17 protein-coding genes and 1 pseudogene are annotated in these 19,022 nt (G+C 67.6%); 9 read left to right on the top strand and 9 right to left on the bottom strand.

Translation table 11 applies throughout. The features are described from left to right. Window positions 1-133: 133 nt before the first annotated feature. A complete protein-coding gene (locus ACP4E5_RS43455; RefSeq protein ID WP_425839917.1) occupies window positions 134-1,714 on the top strand; it encodes an AMP-binding protein in 1,581 nt (526 codons plus the stop codon). A 120-nt stretch (window positions 1,715-1,834) separates the two neighbouring features. On the opposite strand, the gene ACP4E5_RS43450 is transcribed toward ACP4E5_RS43455, so the two are convergent. Beyond that, on the bottom strand, window positions 1,835-2,584 hold the full coding sequence (locus ACP4E5_RS43450; RefSeq protein WP_425839914.1) for an SDR family NAD(P)-dependent oxidoreductase: 750 nt from the start codon (window positions 2,582-2,584) through the stop codon (window positions 1,835-1,837). A gap of 204 nt (window positions 2,585-2,788) precedes the next feature. Between ACP4E5_RS43450 and ACP4E5_RS43445 the strand changes: the two genes are divergently transcribed. Beyond that, a complete protein-coding gene (locus tag ACP4E5_RS43445) occupies window positions 2,789-3,439 on the top strand; it encodes a TetR/AcrR family transcriptional regulator (protein ID WP_425839911.1) in 651 nt (216 codons plus the stop codon). 128 nt (window positions 3,440-3,567) lie between these two features. Here the strand turns inward: ACP4E5_RS43445 and ACP4E5_RS43440 are convergent, their stop codons facing one another. From ACP4E5_RS43440 to ACP4E5_RS43430, 3 genes are all read right to left on the bottom strand, one after another. After that, window positions 3,568-4,326: a dienelactone hydrolase family protein gene (locus ACP4E5_RS43440; RefSeq protein ID WP_425839908.1), complete on the bottom strand. Its 759-nt coding sequence runs from the start codon at window positions 4,324-4,326 to the stop codon at window positions 3,568-3,570. A gap of 244 nt (window positions 4,327-4,570) precedes the next feature. Further along, window positions 4,571-5,374 carry an SDR family oxidoreductase gene (locus ACP4E5_RS43435; protein ID WP_425839905.1) on the bottom strand — a complete coding sequence of 268 codons (804 nt, stop codon included), beginning with the start codon at window positions 5,372-5,374 and terminating at the stop codon, window positions 4,571-4,573. Between the two features lie 91 nt (window positions 5,375-5,465). Beyond that, window positions 5,466-6,479 carry an alpha/beta hydrolase gene (locus ACP4E5_RS43430; RefSeq protein WP_483030443.1) on the bottom strand — a complete coding sequence of 338 codons (1,014 nt, stop codon included), beginning with the start codon at window positions 6,477-6,479 and terminating at the stop codon, window positions 5,466-5,468. A 98-nt stretch (window positions 6,480-6,577) separates the two neighbouring features. Between ACP4E5_RS43430 and ACP4E5_RS43425 the strand changes: the two genes are divergently transcribed. The 4 genes and pseudogenes from ACP4E5_RS43425 (at window position 6,578) to ACP4E5_RS43410 (ending at window position 10,387) form a co-directional block, all read left to right on the top strand. Beyond that, window positions 6,578-7,459 carry a helix-turn-helix transcriptional regulator gene (locus ACP4E5_RS43425; protein ID WP_425839898.1) on the top strand — a complete coding sequence of 294 codons (882 nt, stop codon included), beginning with the start codon at window positions 6,578-6,580 and terminating at the stop codon, window positions 7,457-7,459. A gap of 107 nt (window positions 7,460-7,566) precedes the next feature. Beyond that, window positions 7,567-8,724, top strand: a complete 1,158-nt coding sequence (locus tag ACP4E5_RS43420; RefSeq protein ID WP_425839895.1) for a low temperature requirement protein A — start codon at window positions 7,567-7,569, stop codon at window positions 8,722-8,724. Window positions 8,725-8,995: 271 nt separating this feature from the next. Next, window positions 8,996-9,190, top strand: a pseudogene (locus ACP4E5_RS43415) (transposase); the annotation flags it as partial. Between the two features lie 381 nt (window positions 9,191-9,571). Continuing rightward, window positions 9,572-10,387, top strand: coding sequence for a transposase (locus tag ACP4E5_RS43410; RefSeq protein WP_425839889.1), 816 nt, complete (start codon window positions 9,572-9,574; stop codon window positions 10,385-10,387). A gap of 81 nt (window positions 10,388-10,468) precedes the next feature. Here ACP4E5_RS43410 and ACP4E5_RS43405 read toward each other — a convergent pair whose 3' ends face one another. The 4 genes from ACP4E5_RS43405 to ACP4E5_RS43390 form a co-directional block, all read right to left on the bottom strand. Next, window positions 10,469-11,389, bottom strand: a complete 921-nt coding sequence (locus tag ACP4E5_RS43405) for an alpha/beta hydrolase (RefSeq protein WP_425839886.1) — start codon at window positions 11,387-11,389, stop codon at window positions 10,469-10,471. 195 nt (window positions 11,390-11,584) lie between these two features. Then, entirely contained in the window at window positions 11,585-12,517 is a 933-nt protein-coding gene (locus tag ACP4E5_RS43400; RefSeq protein ID WP_425842118.1) for an NADP-dependent oxidoreductase, read from the bottom strand. Between the two features lie 80 nt (window positions 12,518-12,597). Further along, on the bottom strand, window positions 12,598-13,671 hold the full coding sequence (locus ACP4E5_RS43395) for an alkene reductase (protein WP_425839883.1): 1,074 nt from the start codon (window positions 13,669-13,671) through the stop codon (window positions 12,598-12,600). 42 nt (window positions 13,672-13,713) lie between these two features. Beyond that, on the bottom strand, window positions 13,714-14,553 hold the full coding sequence (locus ACP4E5_RS43390) for an SDR family oxidoreductase (RefSeq protein WP_425839880.1): 840 nt from the start codon (window positions 14,551-14,553) through the stop codon (window positions 13,714-13,716). Window positions 14,554-14,747: 194 nt separating this feature from the next. Between ACP4E5_RS43390 and ACP4E5_RS43385 the strand changes: the two genes are divergently transcribed. The 3 genes from ACP4E5_RS43385 to ACP4E5_RS43375 all read left to right on the top strand — a co-directional run bounded on the left by ACP4E5_RS43385 (window position 14,748) and on the right by ACP4E5_RS43375 (window position 17,320). Next, on the top strand, window positions 14,748-15,686 hold the full coding sequence (locus ACP4E5_RS43385) for a helix-turn-helix transcriptional regulator (RefSeq protein ID WP_425839877.1): 939 nt from the start codon (window positions 14,748-14,750) through the stop codon (window positions 15,684-15,686). Between the two features lie 380 nt (window positions 15,687-16,066). Continuing rightward, entirely contained in the window at window positions 16,067-16,792 is a 726-nt protein-coding gene (locus ACP4E5_RS43380; RefSeq protein WP_425839874.1) for an SDR family NAD(P)-dependent oxidoreductase, read from the top strand. A gap of 342 nt (window positions 16,793-17,134) precedes the next feature. Then, entirely contained in the window at window positions 17,135-17,320 is a 186-nt protein-coding gene (locus ACP4E5_RS43375; RefSeq protein WP_425839871.1) for a helix-turn-helix domain-containing protein, read from the top strand. Window positions 17,321-17,528: 208 nt separating this feature from the next. On the opposite strand, the gene ACP4E5_RS43370 is transcribed toward ACP4E5_RS43375, so the two are convergent. Continuing rightward, window positions 17,529-18,686: a tyrosine-type recombinase/integrase gene (locus tag ACP4E5_RS43370; RefSeq protein WP_425839868.1), complete on the bottom strand. Its 1,158-nt coding sequence runs from the start codon at window positions 18,684-18,686 to the stop codon at window positions 17,529-17,531. Between the last annotated feature and the right edge of the window lie 336 nt (window positions 18,687-19,022).

Here is a 19,022-nt window from a genome sequence, read left to right as displayed (position 1 = left end):
CGCTCCATCGATGCGCTGATCTCAATGGCTTGACGTCAGAGGCTGATCAAGAACGCCAAGCCGGTGCAGAATGGCCCCTACCACACACGAACTACCGCGGTCGTTACCCCTGCTGCTGCCGATCGGAGTCCGAGTGCGTCATGACCAGGAATTCGCCAGCATCCCCAACGCCGTGCACGCCGCTGCAGGGCGCTTCGGCGATGCCCCGGCAGTCGTCGACGGCGTCATTCGCTGGAGCTTCAGTGAGTTGGCGGACCAGATGTGCCGCGCCGTGCGGTCCGCACTGGCCCTGGGGATTGGTCCCGGCGACCGAGTTGGACTGTGCGCCCCCAACTCGGCGCGGTGGATAGTCGCTGCCCTCGGCATCCAAGGTGCCGGCGGCATCGTCGTCCCCCTCAACACTCGCTTCAAGGCCGCCGAACTCGCCTATGTACTGCGTGTCTCCGGCGCCAAGGCACTCGTCGCAACGGAGTTCCTGGGCACCGACTACGTAGCCGAACTGCGCCGCGTCGAACCCGGGCTGCCCGCCCTGAACACCACGGTTTCACTCTCGTCCGATCGTGGTGCCGCGGACCTCACATGGCGGGAGTTCCTCGACGCCGGCTCGCAAGTCACCGAGGCGGAAGCGCACGCCTCGATGAGCAAGGTGACCATGGCCGACGTCTGCGACATCATGTTCACTTCGGGCACCACTGGGCGCCCCAAGGGCGTCACGCTGACCCATGGCCAGTCGTTGCGCCTGTACGGCTGGGTCGGACAGAACTACGGCTACACCGCGGACGACATCTCCCTGATCATTCCGCCCTTCTTCCACTGTTTCGGTTCCAAGGCGGGCTGGCTGACTTCCTTGCTGTACGGGGTCACTGTCATCCCTATGGCCGTCTTCGACCCTGCCCTGACATTGCGCCTGGTCGAGCAGGAGAAGATAACCGTTCTGAGCGGCCCGCCGACCCTTTTCCAGGACCTCATCGCCCACCCCGACCGCACCCGCCGCGATCTGTCCTCGCTGCGTTTCGCCATGACCGGAGCCACCACCATCCCGGAAGCACTGGTCCACGCCATGCACGACGAGTTGTCGTTCGACGTGATCATGAGCGCCTACGGGCTCACCGAAGCGTGCGCGCTGGCAACGACCACACGGGCAGGCGACGAGGCCGGCACGGTCGCCCGGACCAACGGACGCGCGATTCCCGACATAGAGGTTCGCGTGGTCAGTCCCGAAGGCGGCTTCCTGCCGGTCGACCGCCCCGGCGAGGTCGTGGTTCGGGGCTATTCCGTGACATCCGGTTACTGGGCCGACCCTGAGGCCACCAGCGCGCTGGTGGATGCGGACGGTTGGTTGCACACCGGCGACGTGGGCGTCCTCGACGCAGCGGGCAATCTGTCGATCATCGACCGCCTCAAGGACATGTACATCTCCGGCGGCTTCAACGTCTCTCCAGCCGAGGTCGAAAGACTGCTGATGACATCGGAATGGGTGGAGCATGCCGCTGTCGTCGGCGTGCCCGACGCGCGGCTCGGCGAAGTGGGGTGCGCCTTCATCGTGCTCAGGGACGGTGCGCGACCCACCGAAGCCCAGCTCATCGAGTGGGCACGTGAGCGGATGGCGAACTTCAAAGTGCCACGCCACATTCGCCTGGTCGACGACCTGCCACGCAACGCCAGTAACAAAGTACTGAAGTACCAGCTGCGCGCCAATTTCAGCACTTCCTGACACCTGCAGCCCCGGGGGAGAGAACGCCCCCGGGGCTGCAGGTGTGCATGAGTCGAAGCCACTCTCGGCCCGTGGCGGCTTCAGACGACCCGACCCTGCCCATTCGTCGCAACCCCGGCCCTACAACGCAGAAGCTCCGCCGTCGACGGCGAGGAAGGCGCCGTTGATGAAGGTCGCGTCATCGGAGACAAGGTAGGCGACAGCGGCAGCGATCTCTTGGGGCTGGCCAGCACGGCCGGCGGGGGTGCTGGCGAGGAAGGGGCCGGGCTCGTCCCCCAGGGCGGCCTTGGAGCCCTCGGTCACGATGATGCCGGGTACGACGGCGTTGACGCGCAGACCTGCGGGGCCGTACTCGGCGGCCCAGACACGAGTGAGCTGGTCCACAGCAGCCTTGCTGGAGGCGTAGGCGGTAGATCCGGGCACGCCCTTGGTCGAGGCGACGGTTCCGATGTTGATGACGGATCCGGCCCCCTTGTTGACCATGGCCGGGATGAGGGCGGTGGCAAGGAAGAAGGGAACCTTGACGTTGGTGTCGTAGACCTGATCGAAGACATCTTCTGTGGTGTCGGCGCTGGCGACAAAGGGGTAGATGCCAGCGTTGTTGACCAGGATGTCAATACCGCCGGTGATGTCAGTGGCAGCGGCGGCCAGGGCCCGGGCGTCAGCTGCGCCGGCGAGGTCGGCCCGGATGAAGTCAGCCTTGCCACCCGCCGTGCGGATGGCCAAGACCGTCTGTTCGCCGCGCTCGGCGTTGCGACCCGAGACGATGACATGTGCGCCTCGCTCCGCGAGAAGCTGCGCGGTCGCGCGACCGATGCCGCTGGTCGCTCCGGTGACGAGGGCCGTCTGGCCGTTCAATGAGTGAGACATGAGATTCCCGAACCTTCACATTGGAATGAGTTTTCCAATCAACAACGGGGTGAACTGGAAAGATCATTCCAACGGGATGGGTGACCTATGACACCCTGCGGAGAGCGGGACATCGCCGCGCAGCGCCACGGCTCAGGTTTGTTTCCCGGGTCGATCGCTCATGCGATCGGAGGCCAGCATCGAAGTCGGATTACCCTGGCTCGTATGTCTGCGACCGCACAAGCTGCTCCAGCCTCTACCGCGCCAACCCTGACGGGGCGCGGCAGCCGAACCCGGGAGCGAATCGTCGAGGCCGCGGCAGAGCTGATGTTCCAAAAGGGCGTGGCAGGAACCAGCATCCCTGAGGTGCAGGAAGCCGCGCATGCCAGCGCCTCGCAGATTTACCACTACTTCGGGGACAAGCACGGCCTCGTGCAGGCGGTGATCGGTTTCCAGATCGAGGCCACTCTGGACGATCAGCGGCCGCTCCTCGATCATTTGGACAGCTTCGAGGCCCTGCGCGCCTGGTGCGACGCACTGGCTGCCGTGCAGGAGCGTCGCTATTGCGCGGGCGGCTGCGCAGTCGGTTCACTGGCCAGTGAGCTTGTGGAGGGGGATGACATCCATCGCGCGGGCCTCGCTGCGGCGTTCGAGCGCTGGGAGAAGCCCATTCGTGATGGGCTCGACCGGATGCGACAGCGTGGAGAGCTGGTACCGGAAGCTGATGTCCACGACCTGGCAACAGCGCTGCTGGCGGCCGTGCAAGGGGGTTCCCTGCTGGCGCAGATCCACCGCACCATCCGCCCGTTCAATGCCGCGACGGAGGCTGTCGTCGCCCACGTCGAGTCCTTTTCCGCGCAGCCGAAACGGGTGTAGCCGAAGACAACTGACAGTGGCCCGGCGCGGACCACGCAGTGCGTCGGGCCGCGAGCCGATCTCTCGGCTCGCGGCCCGGCCTGTTCACCCTCAGGGTCTTCTCGATTGCGTCGAATGCGAGCCCGGCTTCAGAGACTGCGGTCGAACAGAGCCAGCAACGCCTCCCAATGGCGTTCGGCGGCCTCCTCGTTGTACGAGGCTGTGTCGGCCTGTGTGTAGCCGTGTTGGGCGCCGGTATAGGTCTCGCTCCGATGGCGGACTCCCGCCGCGCTGAGGGCCTGCTCCAAGCGACTGATCTGCTCGGCCGGGTTGGCTGCATCCTGGTCGGCGTGGCCGAAGTACAGCTCTGCGGTGATGCGCGGCGCGAGCAAGTGCGGGCTTTCGGGTGCGTCGGTGGCTAGGTACGCGCCGTGAAATCCCCCCGCGGCGGCAACGCGGTCCGGGTAGGTACCGGCAGTGCGGAATGCGAGTCCGGCGCCCATGCAATAGCCGGTGAGGCCGACAGGGCCGTCGGTGGCCAGCTGGGACCCCGCCAGCCAATCGAGATACGCCGCGGCGTCCCGCATCGCCCGCTCGGGCGTCAGCGTCTGTGCGGCGGGCTGAATGTTCTCGAGGATCTCCGGGCGCTCTGCCAGGTCGATGAACTCCGGCAGTTCCACGACCGGTGCCTTCCCGTAACGATAGAAAACATTGGGCACCAGCACGACGTATCCAGCTGCGGCGAGCCGGTCGGCCATGGACTCCAAGGGGGGCCGCGGCCCGAACGCGTCCATGTAGAGCAGGACGGCCGGGTGAGGACCGCCATCGACAGGGTGAGTCAGGTAGGCATCGGCGGTTCCGTCCGGGGTGGGGATGTCTACGGACGCCCTCTGTACGACTGCGCTCACAGCGGTCCTTTCTCCTGGGGTTTTCGGTCTCGGCAAGGAGGGGTGTGTAGGGCCAGGCGCCCCGCACGGCGCCGTGCGGGGCGCCTGGCCCTGACGTGCTCAGCAGCACCCGTCCGGCCCACTCGGCGAGACGAACATCGGTCGTCGACGGTGCCTCGGTCGATGGCGAGCCCAGGCGCCCCCTCCCCACCGGAGGTCTGGGTGGGCGGGGGCGATCGGCTTCAGCGACTCGGGACGGTGCCCGTCAGAGGGTGCGGCGGGTCAAGTGTTCCTGTTCGGCCCACTGGTCGAGGTGGTCCTGGTAACGGCGGCGTACGGAGTCGAGGCCGTGTCCAACGTAGAGGCGCATGGGCGCCTTGTCCGCGTCGGAGATCTCGACGACAGCTTCAGAAGCAGCCTTGAGGTTGCCAGGGGTGAAGTCGAACATGTCGGGGAGTGCCTCGGCTGCTGGGGCGTAGGCATCGATGCGTTGCTCGGGGACGTCTCCCTTGGTGGGGAGCTGGGTCTCGAAGACGCCTGGTTCGACGATCGTCACCTTGACCCCGAGGTGCGTCAGGTCGAAAGCGAGGGCTTCGAAGTAGCCCTCGATGGCGGACTTCGAGCTGGAGTACGCAGGAAGGCTCGGCATCACAACGAGGCCGCCCGCCGAGGAGAACGTGAGGATGTGTCCGGTGCCGCGTTCGCGCATGCCGGGCAGCACCGCCTTCGTCACGGCAAGGGTGCCGAACACATTGGTCTCGTACAGCCGCCGGATCTGGTCGATGCTGGTTTCTTCGAGCGTGCCGCTGAGGGCGTAGGCGGCGTTGTTGACGAGTACATCGAGAGGGCCGAAACGGTCCTCACTCGCAGCGAGCGCGCTGCGGATGCTCGCCTCGTCGGTGATGTCCAGGCGCTCGACCAGCACGCTGTCGAGTTCGGCAAACGCTGCCGGCGCCTTGGCGGTGTCGCGCATGGTGGCTGTGACGTTCCATCCGGCCCCGGCATAGGCGTGGACGAGGGTTTCGCCGAAGCCCGATGCGGCGCCGGTGATGAGAACGTTCTTGCTCATGGAGTGTTCCGTTCCTAACGGGGAGGTACGGAGGGTGGCACAGCTGCTGGTGCCACCCCTCCGGTGGTATGGATCGAGGGTGGTACGCCGGTCAGGCGGCCAGGTGCTTGCCAAAGAAGTCGACGATCTTCTCCGAAGCCGGGTCGACGTACTGCGGCTTGTCGTACATGTCGATGTGGGTGGCGCCGTCGATGATGACGACCTCGCCCGGGCCGCTGTACGCGCTGACGGCGTCCTCACTGAAGTAGCGGGTGTCGGCCTCGGAGCCAGCGATCATCAGAAGCGGCCGGGGCGCGAGGAGGTCGATCAGGCCATAGGCGTCGAACTGGGCGACCTGGTCGATGGTGCGGAACAGCCACCAGTTCGGGGAGTTGGGGTGCTGGCCGCGCGGCGTGCGGTAGTAGTCGTACGCCTCGTTGTACATCGAGCCCTTCGGGAACGCGTCCGCGTCCTCGGGGGTGTTGGGGACGCCGCGCTCCAGGTGCGGCTCGGCGCCCTGGGCCTCGGCGGTGCGCAGCTTGGCGGCCGTGTCGAGCATGCCCGCCAGGACGGCCGGGTCCTGGCCGCCGCCCATGCCCTCACGGAACAGCTTGCCGATGTCGGCGCCGGAGACGGTGGCGATGGCCTTGATGCGGTGGTCGGTCTGCGCGGCGAACGGCACGTAGCCGCCGGAGGCGCAGATGCCGAGTGCGCCGATCCGCTCGGCGTCGATGTCGTCGCGGGTGGTCAGGTAGCTGACCGCGGCCCGCACGTCCTCGGCGCGCTGGAACGGGTCCTCCTTGAAGCGCGGCTCGCCGCCGCTCTCGCCCTGGTAGGCGGCGTCGAAGGTGAGGGCGGCGAAGCCCTTGCGGGCCAGACGCTCGGCGTAGTTGGCCGGGCTCTGCTGGCGCACACTGCCGAACGGGTGGCCGACGACGACGCCGGGCAGCGGGCCGCCGGTGTGATCGTCGGGCGTGTACAGCGTGCCGGCGATGGTGATGCCGTTGCTGGGGAAAGTGACGTCGGTCTGCATGACGTGATCGCCTTCTGGGTTGGTTCTCTGGGGAGTGGCGGGGCTGATGCCGGCGCCGGGCCCGGTGTCCGGGGATCCCGGCGGCTTGCCCACTACCGAGGAAACCGCTTTGCGCGGGCAGGCGGAAGGACCTGCTGATCCATGCACTGCCAGTACAACCCAGACCGTTTGCGACGGATAACCTGGTATGCGTGGGCACCAAGAGTGACATCAGAGATTTCCTGGTCTCCCGTCGCGGCAAGATCAGGCCCCAGGAGGCGGGGCTTCCCGTCTACGGCGGATCCCGGCGCGTGCCCGGACTGCGCCGCGAAGAGGTGGCGATGCTGGCCGGCGTCAGCGTCGACTACTACGGCCGCCTTGAACGGGGCGACCTCAATGGCGTCTCCGACAGTGTGCTGGACGCGCTCGCCCGCGCCCTGCGGCTCGACGAGGCCGAACGCTCCCATCTCTACGACCTGGCCCGCGCCGCCAATACGACACCCCGAGCCCGGTCCCGCTCCCGTTTGCCCGCCCCCCAAGAGATCCGGCCGAGCGTGCAGTACCTGCTCGACTCGATGCCCACTACTCCTGCGGTCGTCATCACCGGACGCCTCGACGTGCTGGCCACGAACCGGCTGGGCAAAGCCTTGTACGCACCGTTGGACGACGCGCCCGAGCTCGGCGCGAACCTCGCCCGCCTCTGCTTCCTCGACCCGCGCGGCACCGACTTCTACCCCGACTGGGACGCCACCGCGGACACCGCCGCGGCCATCCTGCGCACCGAGTCCGGACGCACCCCTGACGACGAGAAACTCACCGACCTGGTCAAGGAGCTGTCCACGGGCAGCGAGGAGTTTCGCGCACGCTGGGACGCGCACGACGTCAACCTGCACCGCAACGGCGTCAAGCGCTTTTGTCACCCGCAGGTCGGCGGGCTCGACCTGCTCTTCGAGGCCCTGCCGCTCCCTGCGGACCCCGGCCTGACCCTGGTCGTCTACACGGCCGAACCAGGCACAGCGGCCCACGACGGCCTCGCCCGGCTCGCGACCTGGGCGGCAAGCGAGCACCTGCATGACCGCGACCGGCGCCCGTAACCGTCCTGTCGAGGACGAGGCTCCACAGGACGGGCGCGGACACCATTCATGGCCGAGGCTTGTCCGTACGTCGCCCTTACCCTCGCCCGAGCGGAGGAGAGCCTGGCATGAGCGTGCCCGAGTCGGTGAGCTTCCGGCGAGCGGTGTCGCCGCTGGAGCTATTCTTCGACCTCGTCTTCGTCCTAGCGGTGTCGCAGCTCTCCCATCACCTGCTGGAACACACCTCGTGGCGGGGTGCCGCGGAGACGGCGGTACTGCTGATCGCGGTGTTCGGCGCGTGGGCGTACACGAGTCTCGAAGCGACCCTGCTCGACATTCAGCGCAGCACCACGCGCTGGATGGTCGTCATCGTCATGGGCCTCGGGCTGTTCATGAACTCCTCGATCCCACACGCCTTCGACAACCGGGCCTGGGCGTTCGTGGTGCCCCAGCTGATCATCCTGTACTTCACAGGCCTGTTGACAGCCCTGACCGCATCCACCGGTCAGCTGCGCGAGCACTTCCGGCGCACGCTGGTATGGACGACACTCTCCGCCCCGCTGTGGATCGTGGGAGCCGCAGTCGGCTCCGGACCACGCCTGTGGTGGTGGAGCGCCGCCGCACTCATCGACGTCACCGGCACCTGGCTCGCCCACCCGCTGCCCGGCCGCGCGCTCAGCAGCCGGAGCCTCGTCTTCGACGCCGAGCACATGGTCGAACGGCTCCGGCTGTTCTTCATCATCCTGCTCGGCGAGACCGTCCTGACTGCAGGCCGAGCGATGTCCGACGCGCCCCTCGACGTTCCCAGCGTGCTCGCCACGGCCGGAGTGTTCACGGCGCTCGTGTGCCTGTGGGCGGCGTACTTCTCTGGTGGCGAGGAGGTCGTCACCGCCGCTGTGTCCACCGCCACCGACGCAATGCGATCGGTGCGATTGGGCGTGAACTGCGCGTACGTGATTGTTGCGGCGCTGGTGGCGCTTGCCGTCGGCAGCGAACTCGTCATCGCCCACCCCACCGGCCACGGCTCCACCACCCTCGGCCTGCTCCTCTTCGGCGGCCCCGCGCTCTACCTCGCCGCCACGGCCTGGTACTTCCATGCCACTGCCCACGGGGCCTGGGCCGAACGACTAATCGCCATCGCCGCCTGCGTCGTCGGCGGCATGGGCGCGATCTGGATGCCCCCGCTCGTCTCGCTCGCGGTGCTCGACCTGATCCTGATCCTGACCGCCGTTGTACTGTCCCGCAGTCACCGGCGGCTGGCGGACTCCCTGACCGCCACCGGCTAACACACCCAAGGGCCCGGCTGGTGACACTGTTGGTTAATGCCGGGCCCTTGCTTGACGCCGGCCCTCACTCCCTGGCTGTGGCGGTGAGGACCGGCGTTCGGTTTGGGGGTGGTGTCGGTGTCGTTGCACGCACAGGGGTCGGGCGTGCTCCCGGTAGAGACGCCAGGGGTGGCGCGTGCGGTCTGTCCTCGGGGCGTTCGCGATGCGGCTGAGGGGTGTGTTCGCAGAGGTCCTTTCCGGTGAGGCGTTCGCTGACGTCTTTCCGCGTCGGGGGCGTCCAGCGGTAGCTCCGGGGGGCTGGCGTTGGTCACGATGTTGCAGTTCACCGAAGGGCTGTCGGATCGGCAGGAGGCTGCCGCGGTGCGTACGAGGATCGACTGGAACTACGCGATCGGGCTGGAACTCACCGCCCCAGACTTCGACTTCTCCGTGCTCAGCACGTTCCGCTCCCGGCTGCTGGCGGGAGGAAAGGAGGAGGCGAACTTCGAGCCGGTCCTGTGACGGGCCCGGGACCGCAGGCTGCTGAAGACCTTGGGGCAGCAACGGACCGACTCTGCCCGGGTGCTGGCAGACAGGTTGGAGCTGGACTCGTTCGACCGCTATGGCCACCGAGTTGAAGAGTCTCGGCTCCCGCGGGGCCGGGACCGGCAACGCGAATGGGCCGCGCAGGTCGGGGTCGACGGAATGCGGCTGCTGTCTGCGGCCTTGGCCGCCGATGCCCGCCAAACGTCCGGCACCTGGATGCGGTGGAGGTCCTGCGGCAGGTCTGGGTGAAGAACTACCAGGTCATTCAGGGGTGCCGTGCTGGCGGGACGAGAAGAATGCACTGCAGGGGCCTATGCGGCCCGTGTCTCCCTATGATGGGCAGGCCCGCCGGGCTGCCAAGGGCGGCAGCGGCTGGGTCGGCTATCTGATCCAGCTGACGGAGACCTGTGAGCCGTCAACACCGAACCTGATCACCCACGTCGCCACCACCGACTCCGCGGCCGGCGACCGCAAGATGACCCAGGTCATCCAGGCGGATCTGGCCGCCCGGGGCAGACTGCCCTCCGTGCACCTGGCTGACGGGAATGCCATCGACGGCCGGAACTTGCTCGTGGCACGGGCCCAGGGCTTCGAACGGCTGGGGCCAGTTGAGGGCAACACCAGCAAGCAGACGGCAGGTCAGTACGCCCTCGATGCCTTCGCCATCAACTGGGACGCTCGGACGGTGACCTGTCCGGCCGGCAAGGCGACCACCCAGTGGTACCCCAAGACCGACTCGAAGGGTCTGTCGGTCATTCGGGTCCGCTTCCGCCGCTTCGAGTGTCTGCCCTGCCCGTACCGGGGCGAGTGCCTGGAGTCGGGCACCGCCCCGCGCCGGGAGGTCGTGCTGCGGCCCCGCGCCGAGCACGAGGCCATCCGGCAAAACCGCTCCGCCCAAAGAGATCCTGCTTGGCGACGTCGCTACCAGCAGCGCAACGGGATAGAGGCGGCCGTCTCCCAAGGCGTCCGCGCCTTCGGCATGCGGCGGTCCCGCTATCGAGGCCAGTCCAGAACCTACCTCCAGCACGCGTTCACAGCCGCTGCCATGAACCTCGCCCGCCTCGACGCATGGACCCTGGGTACACCCCGCGAAACCACTCGCAACGCCCGCTTCGAAGACTTGCGCCCCACCGCCTGACGGCAGCGGTACGCAAGTCTGACACACCCGGCATTAACCAACAGTGCCCGAAGCCGGACCCCTCGGATCTTGCCCTACTTGTCAGGCGGCGAGGTGCTTGCCGAAGAAGTCGGCGAGCTTGTCGGACGCGGGGTCGACGTACTGCGGCTTGTCGTACATGTCGATGTGCGTGGCCCCCTCAACCAGGAACAGCTCCGAGGGTCCCTTGGCACGCTCGGTGGTCTCCTCGCTGAAGTACCGCGTGTCCGCCTTGGTGCCAGCGATCATCAGTAGCGGCCGCGGAGCCAGCAGATCCACCAGCGCGTACGCGTCGAACTGGGCGATCATGTCGACGCTACGGAAGACCCACCAGTTCTCCGAGCGCGGGTGCTGACCACGCGCGGTGCGGTAGTACTCCGAACCTTCCCGATAAAGGGCCGGCATCTCGTCCAGGCTCACGCCCGGCTCGGGCTCGGGCACGGCCCGCTCTAGATGCGGCTCGGCACCGTGAGCCTCAGCAGTGCGCTGCTTGCCGGCCGCGTCGAGCATGCCCGCGATGACGGCCGGGTCCTGCCCACCGCCGAGCCCCTCACGCATGATCCGGCCGAAGTCGGCGGCGGACACGGTGGCGATGGCCTTGATGCGATGGTCGGTCTGCGCGGCGAACGGCACGTACCCGCCCGAAGCGCAGATGCCAAGGGCGCCGATCCGCTCGGCGTCGATGTCGTCGCGGGTGGTCAGGTAGCTGACCGCGGCTCGCACGTCCTCGGCGCGCTGGAACGGGTCCTCCAGGAACCGCGGCGTGCCCTCGCTGGCGCCCTGGTAGGCGGCATCGAAGACGAGAGCGGCGAAGCCCAGCCCAGCCAGACGCTGCGCGTAGTTGGAGGGGCTCTGCTCCTTCACACTGCTGAAGGGGTGGCCGATCACAACCGCAGGCAACGGGTCGCCCGTGTGATCGTCCGGGGTGAACAGGAGGCCGGAAAGGGCCATGCCATTGCTGGGGAAGGTGACATCCGTCTTCATGACGTCATCGCTTTCTGAAGGGGTGATCAAGGGAAGTGGTAGGGCGGCTCGCGGTAGCCCGCCGGGGCCGGAGCGTTGGCTCCGCCTTCCGGCCCGATATCGATGTAACCGCTCGCCGTACGCGGGCGGAAGGACCCGATGATCCATGCACTGCCAGACCAACCCAGCCGGTCCGGTGCCGGGACATGCGGGACCTCAACGGACGACGAGCACCAGCTTGCCGGTCGTGCGGCCCCGCTCACCGATCTCGTGCGCCTTGGCCGCCTCGGCGAGCGGGAAGGTGTCGGCGATCGTCGCGCGGAGTTCGCCGGCCGCGGCGAGGGCGGCGATCGCGTTCATGCCCGCGTGATCGGATTCGACGGCCATCACCATGGCCCGGACGCCGAGCCGCTCGGCCGCGGCGACCATGTCCGCCTCACCGGCGGGCTTGAGGGTGACCAGCAGGCCATCCGGCCGCAGGGTGGGCAGGGAACGGCTGCGGGTGTCACCGCCCATGGTGTCCAGGACGACATCCAGGTCGCCGACGGTCTCGGCGAAGTCGGTCGTCCGATAGTCGATCAGCTCGTCGACGCCCAGGGAGCGCAGGAAATCGTGCTTGCCGGCACTGGCCGTCCCAATGACGTACGCGCCGCGGGCCTTGGCGATCTGCACGGCCAGATGGCCGACGCCGCCGGCCGCCGCGTGGATGAGGACCCGCTGCCCCGGCTGCACCTGTGCGGTGTCGACCAGGGCCTGGTAGGCGGTCAGCGCGGCGAGCGGAAGGGCACCCGCCTGGACATGGGCGATCTCGGGCGGCTTGAGCGCGAAGGTGCGCGAGGGCGCCGTGACGTACTGGGCGTGCGAGCCGGCACCGTGCGGGTAGGGCAGCATGCCGAACACCTCGTCCCCCGGTTTGAACAGGGTCGCGCCCATACCGGTGGCCTCGACGACGCCGGACACGTCCCAGCCCAGGACGAACGGCGGTTCACCGAGGGACCCACCGGTCCTGCGGTGCGTCCAGTCGGTCGCGTTCAGCCCCGCAGCATGGACCCTGACCAGCAGTTCCCCGATGCCCGGCGCCGGGCGTGGCAGTTCGATCTCCTTGAGGACCTCGGGGCCGCCGAGGACGTCCTGGCTGATGGCCCGCATGGTGGCCGCGGACGCGAGAGCCGCCGACGTACTGCCGGGGCCGACATCCTGCTGCCGGCCGACAGCGTGCTTGTGCGGTGTCACGACGCGAGCGTGGGGTAGTCGATGTACCCCTCGTCGCCGCCGCCGTAGAGCGTGTCGGGGTTCACCTCGTTGAGGGGGGCGTTCTCCTGCCAGCGTCGTACGAGGTCGGGGTTGGCGATGAAGGGGCGGCCGACGGAGACGAGGTCGGCCTGACCGGTCTCCACCAGGGTGCGGGCGGCGTCGGCGTCGGTGACCGCACCCCACCCGTTGTTGATCATGTAGGGGCCGTCGAAAAGGGCGCGGAGGTCCTGGAACAGCGGGATGTCCGGCTCGCCGAAGACGTGCAGGTAGGCCAGGCCAAGCGGGGCCAGGTCGTCGATGAGCTCCCGGTAGGTGGCGGCAGTGTCTGCCGGGTCGTCCTCGATGGCGCCGTTGAGGTTGATGCCCGGGGAGATCCGGATACCTACCCGTTCGGCGCCGATCGTCTCGGCCACGGCCCGCGTGACCTCAATGACGAACCGGGCCCGCGCGGCGGGAGAGCCGCCGTAGGCGTCGGTGCGCTGGTTGGTGGAGGGGGCGAGGAACTGGTGCAACAGGTAGCCGTTGGCGGCGTGCACCTCGACTCCGTCCAGCCCCGCTTCCACTGCCGACCGCGCGGCCTGCGCGAACTCCTCGATCACGGACGGCAGTTCAGCCGTGTCCAGGGCGCGGGGCGTCGCATGCGGCTTGGGCCCCTGGGCGGTGAACATCTCACCCGGCCCGGTGATCGCGCTGGGGGCGACGGTCTCGAGGCCGTGCTTGTTGTCGGGGTGCGCCATCCGCCCGGCGTGCATCAGCTGGGCGACGATCCGTCCGCCCTCGCGGTGCACGGCGTCGGCGACCTCACGCCAGGCTTCGATCTGCTCCGGCGTGTAGAGGCCGGGCGTGTTCAGGTACCCCTGGCCGACACCACTGGGCTGAACACCCTCGGTGATGATCAATCCGGCGCCGGCCCGCTGCGCGTAGTACGTCGCCGTGTTCGGGGTGGGCACGCCCTCGGGGGTGGCCCGGTTGCGGGTCATGGGGGCCATGGCGATCCGGTTGTTCAGCGTCCACTTGCCGACGCTCACCGGCTCGAAAAGATCAGACATGGGAAAGCTCTCTGGGTGGGGTGGTTCTTGTGGGGGTGGGGTTCAGGCGTCGTCGTGGGCGAGGTCCATGCCCAGCTCGCGCGATGCCTCAGCCTGGGCCAGCAGCTGACGGGCCTTGTCCTCGGCGAGCGGGATGGCATCGGCGCCGGCGACGAACCGCAGCGGCGGCTGGTCCTGCTCGGCGAGGGTGACCAGGGTCCGGGCGAGCTTGGCGGGGTCGCCGGGCTGCTTGCCGTTCATGGACCGGAAGGCGGCCTGCGCTGCGGCGGAGCGCTCGGCGTAGTCCTCGATGGCCACGCCTGACCAGGTGGTGGAGGAGTCCTCCATCAGCTGGGTGCGGAAGTATCCGGGCTCCACCAGGGTGACGCGGACGCCGTACGGCTCGACCTCGGCCTTGAGGGACTCGGTCCAGCCTTCCACGGCGTGCTTGCTGGAGGAGTAGATCCCGGTGGTCTCCCAGCCGACCAGGCCGGCGATGGAGGAGATGTTGACGATGTGCCCGTCGCGCTGGCGGCGCAGGACCGGCAGGACGGCCCGTACGACGTTCATCGGACCGAACACGTTGGTCTCGAACTGCTGACGGATCTGATCCGTGGACAGCGTCTCGAAGTAGCCGGCATACACGCTGCCCGCATTGTTGATCAGCGTGTCGATCCGGCCGAACCGATCCACGGCCGCCTGCACCGCGGCCTGCGACGAGTCAACGTCGGTGACATCCAGGGCCGTGACCAGCAGGTTGTCCTGCTCTCCGCCGAGGATGTCGAGGACCTTCTCGGGGCGGCGGCCGGTCGCGACGACCTGGTGACCGGCCTTGAGGGCCTCTCGGGCGATGTCGGTGCCCAGGCCGCGTCCGGCGCCGGTGATGAAAATGACCTTGCTCATGAGCGTGCTCCGCTGAATAGGTAGAAATCGTGGGACCGGGGGGTCGCGGTCGAGCCGTCCGGAACCGGTGCTCGGTCCTCCCTGCTGACCCCGCCATCGAGAAAACCGCTTGTCACGCACATAGGGAAGGATCTGCTGATCCATGTACTGACAGGGCAACCCTGCTCAGGCAGCGGGCGCTTACCTTGGAATGCATGGACAACAGGAACGACATCCGAGAGTTCCTGGCCTCACGCCGGGCCAGGATCACCCCGCAGCAAGCGGGCCTGCCGGCATTCGGCGGCGGCAAGAGGCGTGTGCCCGGACTGCGCCGCGAAGAGGTGGCCATGCTCGCCGGCGTCAGCGTCGACTACTACGGCCGCCTGGAACGCGGCGAACTGAACGGCGTCTCCGACAGCGTCCTCGACGCCCTCGCCGGCGCGCTGCAGCTCGACGAAGCCGAACGCAGCCACCTCTTCGACCTGGCGCGCGTCGCCAACACCGTGCCCCGCGCACGGGCCCGCGCCGCCCGCCGCAAGGCCGCCCAGCAGGTGCGCCCCGGCGTGCAGTACATGCTCGACGCAATGACCGACTCCGCCGCCGTCGTCCTCAACAACCGCCTCGACGTCATCGCCGGAAACCAGCTCGGCAAGGCGCTCTATGCGCCCCTGTTCGCCGCACCCCAGCACGGCGCGAACATCGCCCGCCTCACCTTCCTCGACCCGCGCGCCGCCGACATCTACCCCAACTGGGACGCTGTGGCCGACAACACGGTGGCAGCGCTGCGCACCGAGGCAGGCCGCACCCCGTACGACAAGGGCCTGACCGACCTGGTCGGTGAACTGTCCACCCGTAGCGAGGAGTTCCGTGTCCGCTGGGCCGCACATCATGTCTACCTCCATCGCTGCGGCACCAAGCAGTTCCACCACCCGCAGGTCGGCGACCTCACCCTGCTCTTCGAGGTCCTCCCCCTGCCGTCAGACCCAGGCCTGAGCATGACGGCCTACGTCGCCGAGCCCGGCACGCCGGCCCACGACAGCCTCAAGCTGCTGGCGAGTTGGGCCGCCACCCGCGACAACGCCACTGCCCTGCAGGAGGAGGACGAACAGGAGGAAGCTTCGTCCGCCGACGCGCCAGGCGCACAACGCCCCTGATCGAAATGCCGGGCTGTGGAGGCAAGCGGCAAGCCGGGCGGTCTGCCGCGTGATCGTGGCTCAGCAGAGCCAGGAACACACGCACATCACTCCGCTGCTCGGCGGCCCGATCCGAACGACGTCACCGGGATCGAAACCACAGCAGCAGTCACCCGCCCCGCTTCTACGCCGGCCGCCCCTGGGCCACGGCCGCTGTCAGGGTCACGAAGCAAGCGTTCTCGACCCGAGCCATCACCTCAACCACGAGCGGAAAGACGGAATCTCATGCGAAGCGCATACGCGCACGGAACCGACGACGACCTCGCCGACGGACGGGACAGGACGAACGTCCGTGCGCCCCACGACGTGAACACCAGTCATGGCGTAGGCGTGGTGGGATGGTGAGCCGCGTTCTGGTGACCGGCTCCGCGGACGGCCTGGGGCGTGCCGCGGCGGAATCCCTGTTGTCCGCGGGACACGACGTGGTGGTGCACGCCCGCAATCTGCAGCGCGCTGCAGACCTCACTCCGCTGGTCGACCGCGGAGGGCACGTCGTTGTCGGCGACTTCGCCGATCGTGACGCCGTTCGCCGCATCGCTGCCGAACTGGGCGACATGAGACCGCTGGACGCGGTGATCCACAACGCTGGCGTATGGAGCGGATCGGCCGTGATGCCAGTCAACATCATCGCTCCCTACCTCCTCACAGCCCTGCTCCGCACACCGCGCAGGCTTGTGTATCTGAGCAGCGGATCGCACTACGACGGGAGCCCGTCGCTCGACGGCATCGACTGGCGGGGCACCAGTGCGGGTTCGTATGCAGACAGCAAGCTGTTCGTGACCACGCTCGCCGCCACTGTGGCACGCCTGCGCCCCGATGTACGCAGCAACGCCGTGGACCCCGGCTGGGTGCCGACCAAGATGGGCGGACCCAGCGCACCGGACGACCTCGAACTGGGACACCGCACGCAAGAGTGGCTCGCAACCGACGAGGATCCCCAAGCCCTGACCACCGGCGGGTATTGGTACCACCGGAAGCGCCAACAGCCGCACCACGCCGTCCACGACAAAGCATTTCAGGACCGCCTCCTGCAGACGCTGGCGGCAGAGACAGGTACCGATTTCTAATGGTCGCGTTCAGATCCCCAGCGACGGCCGCGCTGATGAACGACCTGCTGGCACGAGGAGCGAAACCCGTCAATCCTCGGAGTCAGGCGTGGTGTGCCTCATTGCCTCCGGGCGTGCCCTACTTTCTTGGTCGTAGGTTCGAACTGGTCACTCGCAAGATCAGCGGGACGGGTCTGCCGCACGATCGGGTGACAGGTCGACCTGTCGCCCAAAGCTGCATCAGACCCGGTCTCAGGCCCCAGGACCGCGTGCCCCAACCTTCGCCGCTATCAGGCCTATCGCTGCACAGCCAAGCCGCATGTCGGACTCACACTGGTCACCCACGCCCGACCTGGAGGTCCGATGCCCCCGCAGTTCATGGATGCCAAGCAGACCGCCGAGTACCTCAACATGTCCGTCACGTGGCTCTATAGGGACGCCCCCCGGCTGGGCCTGGCTCCCTACAAATTCGGCACCGGACGCAATGCAAAATTGCAGTTCAAGGTCTCTGATGTGGTCACATGGGCTCGACAGCAACGTCTCGCCTGATACCGCGGCTGCTCCAGAGCTTGCAGCTCTGGAGCCCTCGTACCGCTCACTACTACGCGGCCTCCTGACGCGGATCAGGGAGCTGCGCACTCGCTAATCGTCGAGCACGCAATTGAGTTGGGCCAAGCATCAGGTACTTGCGAGATGACGCTCGGCCGCGTCGGGGCGTTACTCAAAGATCGGGCCGAAACCGTTTCACCGGCCCTCTTCAAGCGGCGAGGTCGTGTAGCCCTCGGTCAAGGAGCCTCGCCGCCCGCCCGATCGAAGCCGGCATGAGATGCCGGTAGATCCGGAACGTGACCTCGATGCTCTTGTGGCCCATCCACTCGGCGACGTCCGTGATGGGGATGTTGTGTGCCAGGCAGTTCGCCGCGAAGAAGTGCCGGTACCCGTAGATGGACATGCCTTTGGGGACGTCCACGTCCTTGCCGGGCAGCTTCCGGTACCAGATGTAGTTGATCGTGCTGTGGTTCATGTGCTTCGCACGGGTCCCTTGAAGGACGTAGCCGTCGTGGGTGGTGCCGTGCTTGTCGACGAAGCGCTCGATCGCTTCGCGGGTGCTCCGAGGTAGCGGGACTTCGCGGAACTCCCCTGGCTTCCGGTGCTTCAGCTTCTCAAGCTTCCTCGTCCGGTAGTGGACCTGCTCCGTGACGCGGTAGACGTCGTCCGCCACGATGTTGTTCACGTTCAGAGCCAACGCCTCCCCGTTGCGCAGGCCGCAGCCGACCATCATGTCCACGAACATCGAGAAACGGTCGTGGTTGGCTGCCGCCTTGATTCCGGCGATCTGTTCGTTGGTAGGCACGATGGCCCGCTCGGCCTCGTACTGCGGCGCGTCGACGTCCTGCAGCGGGTGCTCGTTGATCGCCCCCTTGCGGTGGGCGTCGAGCAGCAGCGTCTTGAGGAGGACGTAGACCTTGAACTGGGTGGGGTCCGGTGTTCCCAGGCGGTCCATCGTCGCGAGGAAGTTCTCCACCACCATCGGACTGAACGTCTCCACACGCCGTGATCCGAGTTCCGGGATCAGGTGGTTGCGGGCGAGGTGCTCGTACTCGTACGTCGTGCCGTACGCGAGCCGCCGCTGTCGGCCCATGTAGTCGCCGATGAAGTCCTCGAACCGCATCTGGCCGTAGTGACGGATGAGTTCGGCCTTGGACGCGGGCGTGTTGGACTTCCGCACGTACAGCTCGACGAGCCGCTCCTTGGCGGCGTCCTGCGTGCGGAAGCCGGACTCCTCCCGCTGCTTGCCGGACGCGTCGCGGTAGCGGATGACGTACGGGTGCGGGCAGCGGGTCGGCTGGCTGCAGCTGCACGGCTTGGCGAAGGTGCCCATGCCGCGGGCGAGCTGCTTGGGGATGGAAGGCAATGTACTGACCTCGGGCTCTTGCTGACTTTTTGCTGACTCAGCGCCCGTGATTGTGGTTTCGATCTACGGCCGCACCAAACGGCACGTCCGGTCGTCCGCGGTGGGACGGCCCGGTTGACGGGAATGTTTCGACTCCGTCAAACCGCGTGTGAGCAGGGGATTTACCGGGTTAGCGTCAGGATCATGACAGAGACGATCAAGACCTCGGCGCCGCCCCGGCACCCCGTTCGACAGCTGATGGCCGCCTCCGTCGGCAATGCTGTCGAGTGGTACGACTGGTACGCGTACACGTTGCTGACACGGGTTCAGCGGAAACAGCGGGATCCTGTCTCCCAC

The organism is Streptomyces fractus (genome assembly GCF_049844455.1).
GTDB classification, from domain to species: Bacteria; Actinomycetota; Actinomycetes; order Streptomycetales; family Streptomycetaceae; genus Streptomyces; species Streptomyces fractus.
The sequence above is the reverse complement of the archived record's forward strand: the minus strand, read 5'-3'. Positions and strand labels throughout refer to the sequence as shown.